This window comes from Thermococcus celericrescens (genome assembly GCF_001484195.1).
GTDB classification, from domain to species: domain Archaea; phylum Methanobacteriota_B; class Thermococci; order Thermococcales; family Thermococcaceae; genus Thermococcus; species Thermococcus celericrescens.
This window is the reverse complement of sequence record NZ_LLYW01000050.1, coordinates 14,976-29,683: the sequence shown is the minus strand read 5'-3', so window position 1 is coordinate 29,683 and position 14,708 is coordinate 14,976. Positions and strand designations below refer to the sequence as shown.

Sequence of the window (14,708 nt, the reverse complement as noted above, 5' to 3'; positions counted from 1 at the left end):
AGTGCAGGGATGAAACAAAAAGGAAAGTTCAAGCGTCGAGGTTCTTCCACTTCACCAGACCGAGGAGGAACCTGTGGGGCAGCTTCTCGTGGTGCGGATAAACGCGGAGTGCGTAGTGCCAGCAGGGGTCGCCCAGATGTCTGAGAGCGTTGCCCTCGTAGGTGTAGAGCCACCTGCCGCCTTCGAGCTTCTTCGGATGCCTGAGCTCTATTATGTGGGCCCTTTCGACGTTGTAGCCCTCCGCCTTAACCCCAAAGTAGAGCTCCACGCGAACGTCTTCGGGCTTCAGTCCGTCCAGGACAACCTCCACCTCCAGACCGGTTCCGTCTTCGCGAACCTTCGGATCACAGAGCCGCACTTCGTCCCACGAGGCGGTGACGCGGTCCTTCCACGCGGCAATGTCCTTCGCACCGCGGTATCCGTCGCGGGTGAGCCAGATGTGGTTGCTCATGGCCCTCGAGTAGAACCTGTCCATGTACTCCTTGACCATGCGGTGGGTGCTGAAGCGCGGGGCGATGCCCTTAATGCTCTCCTTCATCATGTAAATCCAGCGCTCGCGGTTGTCGTAGTAGGTCGGGATTATCTCCCTCTCAAGGAGTTCGTAGAGGGCCACGGCATCCTTGACGTCGTCGGCATCCGTCTCCGGCTCCGTGCTCTCCTCGCCGATCACCCAGCCGTTCTTTCCGTTGTAGCCCTCGACCCACCAGCCGTCGTAGATGCTCGCGTTGAGGACGCCGTTTAATCCAGCTTTCATGCCGCTCGTTCCGCTCGCCTCCAGCGGTCTGCGCGGGTTGTTGAGCCAGACATCGACGCCCGCAACCATGAGCCTGGCGCTACCCATATCGTAGTTCTCCATCACGAATATCTTGCCCCGGAACTCGGGCATCTGGCTGACCTCGTAAACGCGCTTAAGGAATTCCTTCCCGGCCTCATCCATCGGGTGGGCCTTTCCACCGAAGACCAGGTACACCGGCCGCTCGGGGTTGTTGAGGATCCTCTTCAGCCGCTCAAGGTCCGTGAACAGGAGCGTCGCCCGCTTGTAGGTTGCAAAGCGCCTGGCGAAGCCAATTATGAGAGCGTTCTCGTCGATGCTCGGGAGAGGGTCGTCCGTACCGAGGCGCTGGTTCCTCCGCATGATCTTCCTCCTCAGAAGGGCGAGGAACTGTCTCTTGGCTTCGAGGTGCGCCTCCCAGAGCTCCTCGTCAGGGATCCTCTCAACGGCGTACCAGATTCCCTCCAGGTTCGTGTGTTCACGCCAAACCTTTCCAATGTAGCGGTCGAAGAGCTTCCTCATCTCGTTGTGAACCCACGTCATGGTGTGGATTCCGTTCGTGATGCCCTCTATCGGTATCTCGTCTATCGGGACGTCCGGCCAGAGGTCCTTCCACATGCGCTTGCTGACCTCCGCATGAAGCTGGCTCACGCCGTTGACGTAGCTCGACGTCCTTATGGCCAGGAGGGTCATGTTAAGCTGGTTGCCTTCCCTGCCAAGCTCCAGAAGCTCTTCCCTGCCCTCAAGAAACCTTGCCAGCCTCTTCCTGACTTCCTCTATCGGAAACCTGTCGTGGCCGGCCGGAACCGGGGTGTGCGTGGTGAAAACCGTCGTGCCCCTAACTATGCTGAGCGCCTCTGTGAAGGTAAGGCCCTCCTCCATGTACCAGGCCATCCTCTGGAGGTTCGCAAAGGCCGGGTGCCCCTCATTGAGGTGAACGACACCGGGTTCTATTCCGAGCCTTTTCAGGAGCCTCATCCCACCGATTCCAAGAAGTATCTCCTGCTTTATGCGCTTGTCTATCTCGGCGTTGTAGAGGTAGTCACATATCTTTCTGTCGTCGGCGCTGTTCTCGGGCACATCCGTGTCGAGAAGGTATATCCTGACCCTGCCGACCCTCACCTCAAAGGCCCTAGCATGGACGATGTCACCCCCAATCGGAACCTCGACCAGAAGCGGTTTTCCATCGCTACCGAGAACTGGCGTGATCGGCATCTCATCCGGCCGGTACTCGGGGAATATCTCCCTCTGCCGGCCGTCCCTGTCTATCTCCTGCCTAAAGTAGCCGTGCTTGTAGAGAAGGCCAACCGCTATGAACGGAAGCCCGAGGTCGCTCGCGGTCTTCACGTGGTCGCCAGCGAGAATTCCCAGACCACCGGAATAGATGGGCAGGCTCCTGCTTATACCGTACTCCATGCAGAGGTACACTATAGGTTTGTCCCACTTGGGATAGTTGGTCGAGAACCAGGTACTCTCGGGATTCATATAAGCCTCAAACTGGTCCATCACCAGCTCGTAGAGGTTCATGAAATCATCGTCGCGGAGGAGCTCCTTGAAGCGGTCTTCAGGTGTGTCCAGCAGGAGCTTAACGGGGTTCTTGTGCTCGCGCCAGAGTTCTGGGTCTATCCGTTCCCAGAGCTTGGTGGCACGCCTGTTCCAGCTCCACCAGTAGTTGTAGGCCAGGTCGGCCAGGCCCTTAAGCGGATGGGGAAGCTTCTCCCTGATTGTATCACATGTGCACGTATCGAGCTCTGCCATGGCAACCACCCGTATATCATCCTGGGTGATACTTAGTTATCGATGTCCTTAAAAAGCCTTACCGCTCGACGTTTGACGAAGGCCCGCAAAAAGAAGAAAATCGGGAGAAAAGCTCACTCCCCCTCAAGGGCGAAGGGGCTGATGTAGTCCCCGTACCGCTCCCTGGCCTCAAGGAGCCTCTTCCTTTCATCCTCGAGAACCTGGAAGAGCTCCTCCGGGACTTCCCCAACCTTCTCGCGGTAGATGGTCTCGATGCGCTCTATCTTGGCGAGCAACTCCGGAACGCGGATGGTGAACTGTTTCTCGTACTCCTCCCTAGTGTACTCCTTGTCCAGGACCTCCTCAAAGAGCCTGGCGAGGTCCGCGTACTTCGGTATGTAGCCTATGGGGGTCTCTATCGCCCCGACGTCCCCGTGAACCCTCAGCTCCATCCACTTGAGCCAGACGCCCTTGTCGAGCTTGTGGTTGAGCCAGTTCCCGTTTTCATCGCGGAGGAAGTAGTTCACCGCGAATATCTTGGGGGCCTTTCTGAGCTTCTTCTCAAAGTCAAGGTAGTTCCTGAGGTATTCCCCGAGCGGGACGCTCATGAAGTCAAGTATGGCCATCGGGTTGAAGGCCCTGACGCCTTCCTTGCCGAGGGTCGCCGCGGTGGTCTCGCTCTCGAGGGCGGCGCCCATCGTAACGATGCCGTGCCTCCAGTTGAAGGCCTCCCTGACCGGCGGCCAGGTGTCCTTGTCGCGGCCGCCGAATATCATTCCACCGACCTCAACGCCGCATGGGTTCTCCAGGGCCTCCATGTCAACGTTCGGGAAGTGCTCCAGTGAGACCGTGAAGCGGGCGTTCTTGTGGCTCGGAGGTATCTCGTTTCCTTCTGCGTCCTTCTTTCCGCGCCACCACTTTCCGCTGTGGTTCTCACCCTCGTCGGGAATCGGAACCCCCATCTCGTTCCAGTAGGGCTTGCCGTCCTTGACGAGCACGTTGGAGAATATTATCTCGACCGGTGAATGCAGTATCTCCCAGATTATCGGGTCGTCCTCGGGATTGACGCCCTGGATGATGCCGAAGACTCCCTTTTCAACGTTGGCTCCCCTAGCAACGCCGTTGACGGGCACTATAAAGCTGAGATCATCCCCCACGATGTTCTCCCAGCTTATCATGGCGGTGGAGGTCTTTCCGCACATGCTCGGGTAGGCACCGGTGAAGTAGGTCTTCCTTCCGTCGGGGCCGTTGACGCGCATCAGGAACATGTGCTCGCTGAGCCAGCCCTCCCTGACCGCACGCTGGATGGTGAGCCTGAAGGCGAGCTTCTTCAAGCCGATGGTGTTTCCTCCGTACTGGGTGTTGACTGAATAAACGGTCTCGTCGAGAAGATCGATGTAAATCCTCCTCTTGTCGAGGTTTTTGCTGGTCTTCCTATCGTCGAGCTCACCCTCACTGTGAACAAAGCGGAAGAAGCGAGCGTTTCTACCCAAGCGCTTGAACTCCTCGTAGCCCTTCCTGTAGAGGATGAACTCCGAGTGGGCGACGTAGGCTGAATCGGTGAGCTGAACGGCAGGAATCGTGAAGACCGAGTTCCTGGGCCCAAGGACGAAGAAGCAGACGAAGAGCTCCTTGCCCTTCATAACGCCCTTCATGAGCTCGCGTATCTCCCTCAAACCCTCGTCCCTGTCCTTGGTGTTGAGGAAGGGAATCGCCTTCCCACCCGGAACGAGGAGCTTCGTGTTGGCCTTGTCGCGGGCCTGGTCGTAGTAATTATCGTAGTGAACCGTGTGATTCGGGGTCTCAAGCATCTTTTCCTCGCCGTAGTAGAGGGCCTTCCATTTGACGTAGGCCTCGTCCTCAGGGCTGTCCGTGCAGACGAAGACCTTATCAGGTTCGAGCCACTCAATCCACTCCGCCAAAAACTCGTGGAGTTCTGGGTTGTTCAGGGCCTTGATTTTCTCAAACTGCTCTCTATCGAGGAGCTTTTCAAGCTTCTCAATGGCGTTCATAATATCGCCTCCGTTGGGAGTTGGATTCAGGCTTAAAAATTCTTCGTCGTTATGACCAGCACATGGGGCAATTCCCGGGCGTATTTTGGTTATTATCCAGAAAAGGGAGGACAGCTTGTCACAACGACAGGTACCCGATGCCCATATTTATCGACCGGTGTTCATCTCCCTGCATCAGGCGCAAAGTATATTAACTCGCGGTGATATAGACTATCGGTGCTTGTAATGAAAGCCGTGATTCTGGCCGGAGGCAGAGGCACGAGGTTGCTTCCACTAACGGTGTACCGGCCAAAGCCGATGATTCCATTCTTCAACCGGCCGCTTATGGAGTACGCCGTTCAAAACCTGGTGAAGGCGGGCGTGGATGAGATATACGTCCTGGTCGGGTACCTCAAAGAGCGCATAATTGACTACTTCGGGGACGGAAGCAGTTGGGGCGTCAGGATGCGGTATTCCAACGGCGACAACATCAAGCTAGGAACAGCAGGGGCGACGAAGAAGGTGGTAAAGAACATGGACGAAACGTTTTTCGTCGTCTCCAGCGACGTGCTGACGAACCTTGACCTGAAGGCGCTCTACGAGTACCACCGCAGGAAAAAAGCCCTCGCCACGATAGCCCTATCAAGGGTTGGGGATCCCACCCAGTACGGCATAGCGGTAATCAACGACGATGGCAGGATACTTCGCTTCAAGGAGAAGCCGAAGCCGGAGGAGACGTTCAGCAACCTCGTCAACGCCGGCATCTACGTCTTCGAGCCGGAGGCGTTCGATCTCGTCCCTATGGAAATGAACTTCGACTTCTCAAAGGATCTCTTCCCCCGAATGCTGGAGAACGATCTCGCCCTGTACGGTTTCCCGTTCAATGAATACTGGAACGACGTGGGCAGACCCTCCAGCTACCTCCAGGCAACGGAAGACGTCTTCCATGGGCGGCTCCTGCTGCCCGAGCTGCGGACGGAGGGCCTCAAGGGGAACCTCGAACACGGAGGGGCACTCGTCACGGGAAGGCGGTGCGTGCTGAGGCGGCCCGGGATAAGGGGGTTCGCGGTGCTTGGAGACGACGTTGAAGTTGGCAGAAACGTTAAAATAGAGCGTTCGGTGATATTTTCAGGTGCCGTCATAGAGGATGGTGCCGAGATTCGGGAGGCCATAATAGGCGAAAACGTCCGCATTGGGAAGGGCGTTATGATACAGCCCGGAAGCGTAATCGGCGACAACACGCTCATCGAAGACTTCAGCAAGATCGGCTCCAACGTCAAGATCTGGGTGGAGTCCCGGATTGGAAAGGAGAGTATAATACTGCCTGATTGAGGTGATGAAAGTGGAGGTGTACTATTCCCCCAGGTTCAACCCTGAGGAGCTCGCCCTTCTCGGAAGGGCAATAGGAACGATATCCCACGGCACGATAATAGTCGGAAGGGACGGAAGGGCCATCTCAAGGTACGGGAAGCGCGCCATGGTGGTCGGAATCGTCAGTACAGGCTCAACCATCATGGACGTCAGACTCATTCCCCTCATAGCCCTCAAGGACTTCGCCATGAGGAAGGGCCTGCCCCTGGCCTACGTGTACTACTACGGCGGCGTCCGCGTTTACGTCAGCGGCATCGATGGCGACGAAATAGGGGCCATACTGGAGAGCAGGAGCTTCATAGAGGCCCATCCCAACGACATCGGGGCGACGGTCTATTATCCCAACGCCCTCGACGACTTCCTTCATGAGGTCTTCAAGCACTACAACTTCCACATCGATGGAAAAGCCCTCGTCGATGCCATGAACACCCCCGCGGTGCTCTTCTTCCCGCGCATGAGCGACCACTTCGGCTTCGAGATTGAACTGATCAACGATATGATGACCAGCTACCTTCCCCCGAAGCCCAAAGAGGTCTTCCTCCACAAGCTCGGGAAGGGTGACTACGACTTCGGACTGCGCTTCAGGCCCGAGGGGGTTGTCGAGTTCTACAGGGACGGGGAGGAGCTGGAGTTCGGCAGCATATGGAAGCTGCTCGACCACATGAAAAAGAACCTTTGAATTTTTGGGCTCTTTTTAAATCCTTTTCAAAAATTTTCACGGAAAAGCGTTAAAAAGGCCCGCGCCGTTATAATTCTCCGTCCATTTTGGGGGTGGCCTGTGTGGGAATGTTCATTGTTATCGAAGGCATCGATGGTGCGGGAAAATCAACTCAGACAAAACTTCTGGCGGAGTGGTTTGAAGAGAAGGGTCACGAGGTCGTTCTCACAAAGGAGCCGACCGACACGGCTTTCGGGAAGCTCATCAGGAAGCTCGTGCTCACCGGCGGGAAGGAGGGCATCATAGACGGGGCAAGGATAAGCCACGAAGCAGAAGCGCTCCTGTTTGCCGCCGACAGGGCAGAGCACGTCAGCAAGCTGATAAAACCCTCAATAGAGGCGGGTAAAATCGTCATATCCGACCGCTACTTCTACTCGTCCCTCGCCTATCAGTGGGCGAGAGGGCTCGACCTTGAGTGGCTCATTGACCTAAACAGATTCGCCGTGAGGCCCGACCTCGTGATACTCCTCGATCTGCCCGTTAAGGAGAGCATGAAGCGCATAAACGGGCGGAGCATAAAGACCGAGTTTGACAAGATAGTCGAGCTCCAGAAGAAGGTGCGCGAGAACTACCTCAAACTGGCGGAGCGCTTCCCCGAGATAAGGATAGTCAACGCTCTAGCGAGCGTTGAGGACATCCACAACGACATAGTCGCGCTCGTGGAGCACGAGCTCTTCAAGAAGTGATGGGGTCTGCCAGTGCCAGTCTCATCATTCGGTAGCGAATCAGACCGGTAAACGCTCGTCATCCCCCTTCCCTTCTCGGCGGTTGCTTTTTAAAAGGTTCCCCCAAAATTCTCCCGGCCGATGACGAGCGTTAGCCACGCTGAGCGGTGAGGAGAAGAGGGTTAGCCGAGGCCGTTTCATGGATTCCGTTTTTCATAGGTCTTCAGAGAACCCAGGAACTCTCTGAGGAACTCCATCCCAGCATCGTTGTTCACCGCCTTGGGGTGGATGGACAGGAGAAAAGTTCCCCTGGTGTGGGCGTACGAGGCCCTGGCGCTCGCCAGCTGGTAGTCCAGGAAGGGGCTGGGAAGGTACCACGTGTACTCCCGGTTGTATACGGGTTCGACGGTTCCGTTGGGGAAGTACACGAAATCCTCCCCGATGACGGTTATGTTACGGGACAGAAGAACCGCCAGTGCATCTTTCGAGAGGGAGTATCTTGGGGCTATGAAGTACGCGGGCGATGCGTTGAGCGGGGCGAGTGCCTCAAGGCCGAGCTCAAGCTTCTCCGCGGCCAAGTTCGCGCCGCAGTCGAACTCGTCCCCGGTGTGGGCGTACCCGTGAAGCTCCACGTGGTAGCCCTCCGCCTTCAGCCTCCCGAGGAAAGCCACGAAAGCGGGGGAATCCTCAAGCGGCATCCCTCCGCCGTGGTTCGGAATCACGAAGAGGTAAGTCGCGTTCTGGAGGGAGTAGGTATCTATAAGGGCGGTTATCTCCCTCAGCTGCTCGAAGTATCCCGGGCTGACGTCGTGTATGAGAATGGCAAAGTCCCCGAACCTGGGGATGTAAGCGGGCGCGGATATGGAGGACGACGCCGCGAAGACGAGGACGATGATGACCATGGTCGAGATTTCCGCTTTCATGCTCCCACGGGAAAAAATGGAAACCCGAGGCTAAAAGCCTAACCCATGCACCTTCTCAGAAACTCCCCAACCCGGGCTTTCCATTCCTCGGGATGGAACTTGAGCGTCCTCACGTGGGGGGCGTCGGTAACCCAGAGTTCAACACCGGCGTTCATAGCCCTGTTCCTCTCGTAGAACTCCCTGATTTCCTCAACCGTGACCAGGGGGTCTTTTTCACCGGCTATGAGGAGGAGCGGCTTTCTGACGTCATCGGCGTACTCTATGGGGTGAACCTCTCTCCCACCGCTGAAGAGCTTCGTGAAGGGCCTGACGAAGATGTGCAACCACTCGGGCAGTTTGGCGAAATATTTCAGCCCCCTAGCACCTGTCTTATCGAGGTCCATCGGCGGTGAATCGGCGACGCCGCAGCAGACCTCCGGAATCTCGGCGAGCGAGCGTATGGTCAGCATGGCACCCATCGAGAAGCCTATCAATCCAATTCTATTGCTACTCTCAGGGTGCTTCTCCCTCAGCCACCTTACGGCGGCCCTCACGTCGGCTATCTCCCTATCGCCGACCGTCGTGTACTTCCCTTCGCTCTTTCCATGGGCTCTGAAGTCAAAGGCAAGGACGTTGTAGCCCTCCCTGAGAAGGAACTCGATCGTGGGCTTTATGTAGAGGTCGTTCCACCTGCTCGCCGTGTAGCCGTGTAGCGGAACGACCGTTTTGTCGCTCCCGTTCGGAATCCACCAGCCGCTCAGCTTGATCCCGTCCTCCGTTTCGATGGTGACATCCTCGTAGTCGAAGCCCAGCTCCTTGGGCGTCCAGTCCCCAATGAGGCGCGGCGGTTTCACCATTTTGTAACCCACGAAGGCCGAAAAGGCCAGAAAGAGCAAGAGGAGGAAGAGAACAAGCCAGACCATCATTCCCTCCTCACCTCGAGTTCCTTCATGCTCCATATAAGGGGCATCGCGAGGAACACCAGGATGGCCCCTATCGGGAAGAGAATGCGGTAGTTACCACCCGCCAGGTCAACGATGGCCCCACCTATGGTGCCCGCGAGCAGTACTGGGATTGACTTGGTGGCCTCGTAGACACCGTAGTAGCGCCCCGTGAAGGCCTCCTTCTCGAACTTGGTGAGGAGGTCTCCGACCACGGGGTAGGATGCCGCTATGAGCGCCCCCCACCCGATTCCGGCCATGAACAGTGCCATGTAAATCTGGGCCTCCGTGTGGATGAACCACCCCCACAGGAGCGGCAGGGCGAAGATGAGGCCCCCTATGATTATACTGAGCCTCCTTCCCACCCTATCGTAGACGTAGCCGCCAGGGAGGGAACCAATGAGCACGGCAACGTTGAAGAGCGCCATCAGATAGAGGCCCACCGAGGTCACTGCATCGATGTTCTCAGGTGTCGCATTGCCCTTGAGTATGAACGCTATGATACCGTACAGGAATATGGCTATGAACTCGAAGCTCATCCACCACAGGATCTGGGCCGTGTAGAACTTCAGGAAGTCCTTCGTGGCAAATATGCTCCTCACGTATCCCGAGAGACTCTCGTTTTCCTTTATCTCGGGGGTCTCCGGCTCCCTAACCTTGTGGTAGACAAAAGCCGCCGCGATGAAGAGGAAGAGTGCAGTGAGCCCGAATGGGCCGATGTAGTCCTTCCCATACTTCGCAACCAGGAACCCGCCAAGGCCAAAGAGGAAGAGGTTGCCGGCCCACTCGAGGAGCGTTATAACTCCGCTCGCCTTTCCTCGCTGGCCGCTCTCAACCGTGTCCGGCATCAAAGCCCTGAACTGGGCGGTGTAGAGGTGGAGTGAGAAGTACAGGAAGCCCAGCGTGAGGGCGAAGGCCCAGAGGGGAGCGCCCATCTTGTAGGCGGTCCATATCATGAACGTCGCCAGCGCCGCGAGGATGCCCCCTATGAATATGAAGGGTCTCCTCCTCCCGTGCCTTGACTTGAGGGTATCGCTGTAATAGCCGAGGAGCGGCGGGATTATTAAGCCTATAAACCCCTCGAGTGCCAGAATGCTTCCCTTCACAAAGGCGGAACCGGTGTAGTCGGAGAGCAGGGGGAAAGAGAACCCCTTGTTGAGGGCCCATCCCATGCTCCTGCTGAATCCCAGGAGAGCCAGACCGAGAACAACACCCCAATTGAAGCCCTTTCGTTCCATGGTATCACCCCCTTATTCTCAAGCAATCTATGACGATTTGGATTTCAACAATTAAAATAGATAGGGAAATTGAACTCAATCCATATCCGGGACGTAGTCGAGGGCGTCGCCCTTCCTCCGAACGATGTCGCCCCTCCGGACGAACTGCATCGCCAGGGCCGCGAGTATGAAGAAGAGCGTCGCGAAGGGCAGGAGGGTCCTGTAGCCGATAACGTCGAGGAACGCCCCCGCGAAGGGCGGGGCAACGAGGTTTGCCGCCTGGCTGAAGAAGTAGTAGAGACCCGTGTACCCTCCAAGCTTCTCCTCGGTCGTCATGTCCACGACCATCGGCAGGGAATTGACGTTGATCATGGCCCATCCCATACCGCCCACGAAGAACAGGCCCATGAATGTCATGACGACGGGGTCGCTCAGGGAGCTGGACTCCGGTTTCGAGCCCTCGCCGACGAGGTACGCGGCAAGCATTATTCCGATGACTATTATGAGACCCAGGGTTATCGTCCTCCTCCTTCCGAAGCGGCCGCCGATGAACCCGGCAGGGATTGCGAAGAGCATGAAGCTCAGGCTGAAGACGCCGAGCATGAAGGCTCCCGTGCTCTCCTCTATTCCAAGGTAGTACTTGGCGTAGCTGGTGAAGAAGGTCTCCAGCGAGTTGAAGGCTATGAACCAGAGGAATATCGCAAGGAGGACGGCCAGAAGGCTCCTCTCGTGACTCGTGAACACGTCCTTGAGGTTGTCCTTCAGTTCACCGAAGCTCCTGTGGGATGTCTCGGAGAGCAGCTTCCTCACGCTTATCTTCTTCCCGGGAACGCGGTACTCCTCGGGCTCGGGAACGACGAGAACAACGAGTACGTTGGCGAGGAGCATTATCGCGGCACCGAAGTAGAAGGGATACGCGTAGTTCATGTCGTAGAGCGCCTTGCCTCCGAAGTACGCCAGCAGGGCGCCGAGACCTCCCATGAAGTTGATTATTCCGTTGGCCTGGCTCCTCTTTTCGCTCGGCGTTATATCCGGCATGAACGCAACGACCGGGGAGCGGAACAGCGCCATAAAGAAGTTCATCAGGATAATCGTTCCCATGAAGAGGGCCAGACTTTCGTGGGTCCTCGCTACCGGGATGAGCGCGAACATCAGAGCCGCCGACGGTGCGCCCAGCAGTATGTACGGCTTACGCCGCCCGATCCGCGTTCTCGTCATGTCGCTGAGCGCGCCTAGGAACGGGAGCAGGAGAACCGCGAAGAGGTTGTCGATGGTCATGATGAAGCCCGTGGCAGTCTTGCTGAGGTGGAACGTATCCTGGAGAAAAATCGGGATGTATGCGTTGTAGAGGGCCCAGATAATGCTTATTCCGAAAAATCCAAAGCCGAGTATGAATATCCTGCTGTACTTAAACTCCAATCCGTACACCCCCATCTATTGGCAGGGTTTTAATTAACAGAAAAAGAATACACGGATGAAACTTTTAAGACTTGTGAGCTCATTTTTGAGCGGTTAGAGAGGTGACAACTATGGACAGTGAGAGACCTCTCATCCTTGGACACAGAGGAGTCAGGGGGAGACTCGAGAACACGCTGCCATCCTTCGAGAGGGCGCTTAAATACGCGGATGGTGTGGAGTTCGATGTGAGGCTGACCCGCGACGGAAAGCTCGTAACCCAACACGACGGGGCTTTTACTCCAACGGGGCTTTCTATCCCCTCGAAAAGCTAACCTTCGTCGAGCTGAGAAGGCTGCACCCGATGGGGCGGATGATACCACGGGTGGAGGACGTCTTCACACGACTTCACGGTGCGGTATTCAACGCCGACGTTAAAGAAGGCAATGCGGTTGAACCCCTGCTAAGGGAGGCGGAACGGTACGGGACCCTCGAGAGAACAGTCTTCTCCTCGGAGAGGCCGGAGATAGTGGAGACCGTTCTGAAGGCATGCCCCGACTGCAGGGTGGGTTTTTCCATAGTGGGCTACTCCTCCCTCATGTGGGTTCCGCGGTTGAAGGGCATCTACTCCCTCCACGTGCCAATAGATGCCGTTTCGTACGTTGGGTACGAGGCGTTCAGGAGCCTTCTCCAAGCCTTCAGAAAGCGTGGACTTAAAATCCACCTCTGGAACCACGGGATGGACGAACTCCGCTGGGTGCCCAGGCTTCTCCCCCTCGTGGATGCCGTCATCTCGGACGACCCAGCGAGGCTTAGAAAAGTTTTTACGGTCTGAGGCGAGTATCAGGGAGGTGATTTTCGTGGCGGAAAGAAAGGTCTTCTTGCTCGGCCACAGGGGCTACTCCGCCAAGTACCCCGAGAACACGCTTCTTGCTTTCAAAAAGGCAATTGAAGCAGGTGCCGATGGAATTGAGCTGGACGTGTGGCTGACAAAGGACGGGGAGGTCGTGGTGATCCACGACGATACGGTTGACAGGACGAGCAACGGGAGCGGTAAAGTCAAGGATATGACGCTGGACGAGCTGAAGTCCCTGGACTTCGGGAACGGGGAGAGGATTCCAACGCTCGAAGAGACCTTTGAAGCCCTCCCGGAGGATGTCTTAATCAACGTGGAGATAAAGGATGCAAAAGCGGTGAAAAAGACGGCCGCAATAATCGGAGCAAACAACCCGTCGAGGGTTATGGTGTCTTCGTTCCTAATCGATGCCCTCATGGAGTACAGGAAACACGACAGGGAGACAAGGATGGGGCTCCTCGTGGACAGGGAAGAGACGCTCGCACGGCTCCCTACCCTCATCGGGGAGCTATCTTTGTGGTCAATAAATCCCCCGGCGGAGGCGCTTGAACTCATCGGTGTGGAAAAAACCGTGGGCGCCCTCCAGATGGCCAGGAGGGCGGGTCTTAAGGTCGTTCTGTGGTCCCTCAAAGATGAGACCTACTACGCCAACGATAACCTCGTCCGCCTCGGCGGACTCTTCAATGGGGTCATAGTCAACGACGTGGAAAGGATGATTGAGTACCTTGGGAACATTGGGTTGAGGTAAAACTTTTTAAGGTTCTTCTCTTTACTAATTACGATTGGAGATGAAGGCACGGGTCGTCCTGCTCATCACGGCAATCGTTCTCATGATATCGGCGGCGCTTCTTCCTCCAGAGAGACACTCAGAGCAACCTGAGATTTTCGTACCGCCCAACATGGAGAACTTCACGGAGGAGCTCAAAGAGCGCAACCTAACGGACATGTGGAAGTGCAACCCCGCGAGGGAGCTCCTCGTGACCTGCAACATCAGGGACGATTGGGGAATGAAAAGAACGGTTTCCGCCTTCAGCAAGTTCCCTCATGGGAGCATAAACCTCAAAGAAGGGCGCGGTGAGTTCGAAGTCACGATTCTCAACGAGAGCGCCTTTTGGAAGGAACTGCCAGCCTTCTGCGTGATACGGGGAACAAAAGCGGAAGACGAACCACCCAGCCAAGAAGGACTTGAGGAGCTCAACGCCTTTCGCGAGCTCGAGAGCATCCTCACCGACCCCGAGGAGAGGGAGATAATCCACAACAAAACCATTGACCTTGGGTACGGGCTCGGCCTCAAAAGCGAGGTCCCCGTCTGCAACGTCACGGTGGCCCACGTAATCCTCGTTTACCCATTTAGAAAGGAGAGCAACGTCCCGTTCATGCTCGCCCTGTGGGCTGGGGTGGCTCTAATCGGCGCGATAGGGCTGGTGGTGGTATGGAGAGAAAGAGACTGATGCGGGCTTTTGTTCCGTTTATAGTTTTTGTTCTCCTCGCACTAATCTTCCCCGGGGTTTACCTACACAAAACCCTACGGGAAAAGAGCATTGAGGCGGGCTTGGACGAACTCGAGAAGCTCAACGTCCCCAACGCCCCGCGAGCTGGGCCCTGCAACATGGTGGTTCTCTACGTTTACATGAACGGCGGCGAAGACGCAGAGGAGCTTGAGGAGCTCCTGCAGAGATTTCATATCAACGTCAGAGTCTCAAGGGAGGATAAGTGGTTCCTTAGCATGGTCGGAAGGCTGAGGATTGAGCAGCTGGACGACTTCATGAAGGAAAGCGAGAGGGACGGGTGGATTGCGGTCTACTACAACGAAACTGAGACCTGTGCTGAATGGATTTCCAATGACGAAATTGAAAACAGGATAATCCTTGCCCACCTTGACCAGCTGTCACCTGAAAGCCGAGATGTTCTCCTTAGGGTGGTCAGGAGAAACAGGCGGGATATGAAAAAGACGAGGGAAAGCATGGAAAAGTGGGCGGACCTCACCATCTTTGTCCACTCCGGGGGAGAAGCAACCCCCGATGATTTCCACCAACTCTCTGTCCTGCTCGCTACCTTGGGCATCCTCGTTGGGTTCGGGTCAATCCTAGCCATCATCTCCAGGAAGGAGGAACGAAACCGTTAATACCCCCAATGCCCCTTC

14 protein-coding genes are annotated in these 14,708 nt (G+C 56.3%); 8 read left to right on the top strand and 6 right to left on the bottom strand.

From position 1 onward, the window contains the following. Positions 1-28: 28 nt before the first annotated feature. Positions 29-2,530: a maltodextrin phosphorylase gene (malP, locus tag APY94_RS12000; protein WP_058939848.1), complete on the bottom strand. Its 2,502-nt coding sequence runs from the start codon at positions 2,528-2,530 to the stop codon at positions 29-31. A 113-nt stretch (positions 2,531-2,643) separates the two neighbouring features. Beyond that, complete coding sequence (locus tag APY94_RS11995) at positions 2,644-4,524, bottom strand: phosphoenolpyruvate carboxykinase (GTP) (RefSeq protein WP_211259712.1); 1,881 nt, start codon at positions 4,522-4,524, stop codon at positions 2,644-2,646. A 222-nt stretch (positions 4,525-4,746) separates the two neighbouring features. Here APY94_RS11995 and APY94_RS11990 point away from each other — a divergent pair, with 222 nt between their 5' ends. From APY94_RS11990 to tmk, 3 genes are all read left to right on the top strand, one after another. Beyond that, positions 4,747-5,832, top strand: coding sequence for a sugar phosphate nucleotidyltransferase (locus tag APY94_RS11990; RefSeq protein ID WP_058939846.1), 1,086 nt, complete (start codon positions 4,747-4,749; stop codon positions 5,830-5,832). Positions 5,833-5,842: 10 nt separating this feature from the next. After that, the gene (locus tag APY94_RS11985; RefSeq protein ID WP_058939845.1) at positions 5,843-6,550 is read left to right on the top strand and encodes a phosphohexomutase domain-containing protein; all 708 of its coding nucleotides are present in this window, start codon (positions 5,843-5,845) and stop codon (positions 6,548-6,550) included. 107 nt (positions 6,551-6,657) lie between these two features. After that, positions 6,658-7,275, top strand: coding sequence for a dTMP kinase (tmk, locus tag APY94_RS11980; protein WP_058939878.1), 618 nt, complete (start codon positions 6,658-6,660; stop codon positions 7,273-7,275). A gap of 176 nt (positions 7,276-7,451) precedes the next feature. Here the strand turns inward: tmk and APY94_RS11975 are convergent, their stop codons facing one another. The 4 genes from APY94_RS11975 to APY94_RS11960 form a co-directional block, all read right to left on the bottom strand. After that, a complete protein-coding gene (locus APY94_RS11975) occupies positions 7,452-8,177 on the bottom strand; it encodes a DUF2334 domain-containing protein (RefSeq protein WP_058939844.1) in 726 nt (241 codons plus the stop codon). A gap of 38 nt (positions 8,178-8,215) precedes the next feature. After that, positions 8,216-9,079, bottom strand: coding sequence for an alpha/beta hydrolase (locus APY94_RS11970; protein WP_083500662.1), 864 nt, complete (start codon positions 9,077-9,079; stop codon positions 8,216-8,218). Beyond that, a complete protein-coding gene (locus tag APY94_RS11965) occupies positions 9,079-10,335 on the bottom strand; it encodes an MFS transporter (RefSeq protein WP_058939842.1) in 1,257 nt (418 codons plus the stop codon). Before APY94_RS11965 ends, APY94_RS11970 begins: the two co-directional genes overlap by 1 nt. A 75-nt stretch (positions 10,336-10,410) precedes the next feature. Further along, positions 10,411-11,733, bottom strand: coding sequence for an SLC45 family MFS transporter (locus tag APY94_RS11960; protein ID WP_058939841.1), 1,323 nt, complete (start codon positions 11,731-11,733; stop codon positions 10,411-10,413). Between the two features lie 110 nt (positions 11,734-11,843). Here APY94_RS11960 and APY94_RS13780 point away from each other — a divergent pair, with 110 nt between their 5' ends. The 5 genes from APY94_RS13780 to APY94_RS11940 are packed head-to-tail and all read left to right on the top strand — an operon-like array spanning position 11,844 to position 14,690. Next, complete coding sequence (locus APY94_RS13780; RefSeq protein ID WP_245610475.1) at positions 11,844-12,044, top strand: glycerophosphodiester phosphodiesterase family protein; 201 nt, start codon at positions 11,844-11,846, stop codon at positions 12,042-12,044. A gap of 29 nt (positions 12,045-12,073) precedes the next feature. Next, a complete protein-coding gene (locus APY94_RS11955; protein ID WP_245610474.1) occupies positions 12,074-12,544 on the top strand; it encodes a hypothetical protein in 471 nt (156 codons plus the stop codon). Positions 12,545-12,569: 25 nt separating this feature from the next. Beyond that, positions 12,570-13,313, top strand: a complete 744-nt coding sequence (locus tag APY94_RS11950; RefSeq protein WP_058939840.1) for a glycerophosphodiester phosphodiesterase family protein — start codon at positions 12,570-12,572, stop codon at positions 13,311-13,313. Between the two features lie 34 nt (positions 13,314-13,347). Then, entirely contained in the window at positions 13,348-14,016 is a 669-nt protein-coding gene (locus APY94_RS11945) for a hypothetical protein (RefSeq protein WP_157065546.1), read from the top strand. Next, the gene (locus APY94_RS11940) at positions 13,998-14,690 is read left to right on the top strand and encodes a hypothetical protein (protein ID WP_058939838.1); all 693 of its coding nucleotides are present in this window, start codon (positions 13,998-14,000) and stop codon (positions 14,688-14,690) included. The genes APY94_RS11945 and APY94_RS11940 overlap by 19 nt, the downstream gene beginning before the upstream one ends. Positions 14,691-14,708 lie beyond the last annotated feature (18 nt).

What these genes read in the sequence shown, in the direction of transcription:
- malP (WP_058939848.1), bottom strand. Translation starts at nt 2,530, where the DNA reads ATGGCAGAGCTCGATACGTGCACATGTGATACAATCAGGGAGAAGCTT.
- APY94_RS11990 (WP_058939846.1), top strand. Translation starts at nt 4,747, where the DNA reads ATGAAAGCCGTGATTCTGGCCGGAGGCAGAGGCACGAGGTTGCTTCCA.
- tmk (WP_058939878.1), top strand. Translation starts at nt 6,658, where the DNA reads ATGTTCATTGTTATCGAAGGCATCGATGGTGCGGGAAAATCAACTCAG.
- APY94_RS11975 (WP_058939844.1), bottom strand. Translation starts at nt 8,177, where the DNA reads ATGAAAGCGGAAATCTCGACCATGGTCATCATCGTCCTCGTCTTCGCG.
- APY94_RS11970 (WP_083500662.1), bottom strand. Translation starts at nt 9,079, where the DNA reads ATGGTCTGGCTTGTTCTCTTCCTCCTCTTGCTCTTTCTGGCCTTTTCG.
- APY94_RS11965 (WP_058939842.1), bottom strand. Translation starts at nt 10,335, where the DNA reads ATGGAACGAAAGGGCTTCAATTGGGGTGTTGTTCTCGGTCTGGCTCTC.
- APY94_RS13780 (WP_245610475.1), top strand. Translation starts at nt 11,844, where the DNA reads ATGGACAGTGAGAGACCTCTCATCCTTGGACACAGAGGAGTCAGGGGG.
- APY94_RS11955 (WP_245610474.1), top strand. Translation starts at nt 12,074, where the DNA reads ATGGGGCGGATGATACCACGGGTGGAGGACGTCTTCACACGACTTCAC.
- APY94_RS11940 (WP_058939838.1), top strand. Translation starts at nt 13,998, where the DNA reads ATGGAGAGAAAGAGACTGATGCGGGCTTTTGTTCCGTTTATAGTTTTT.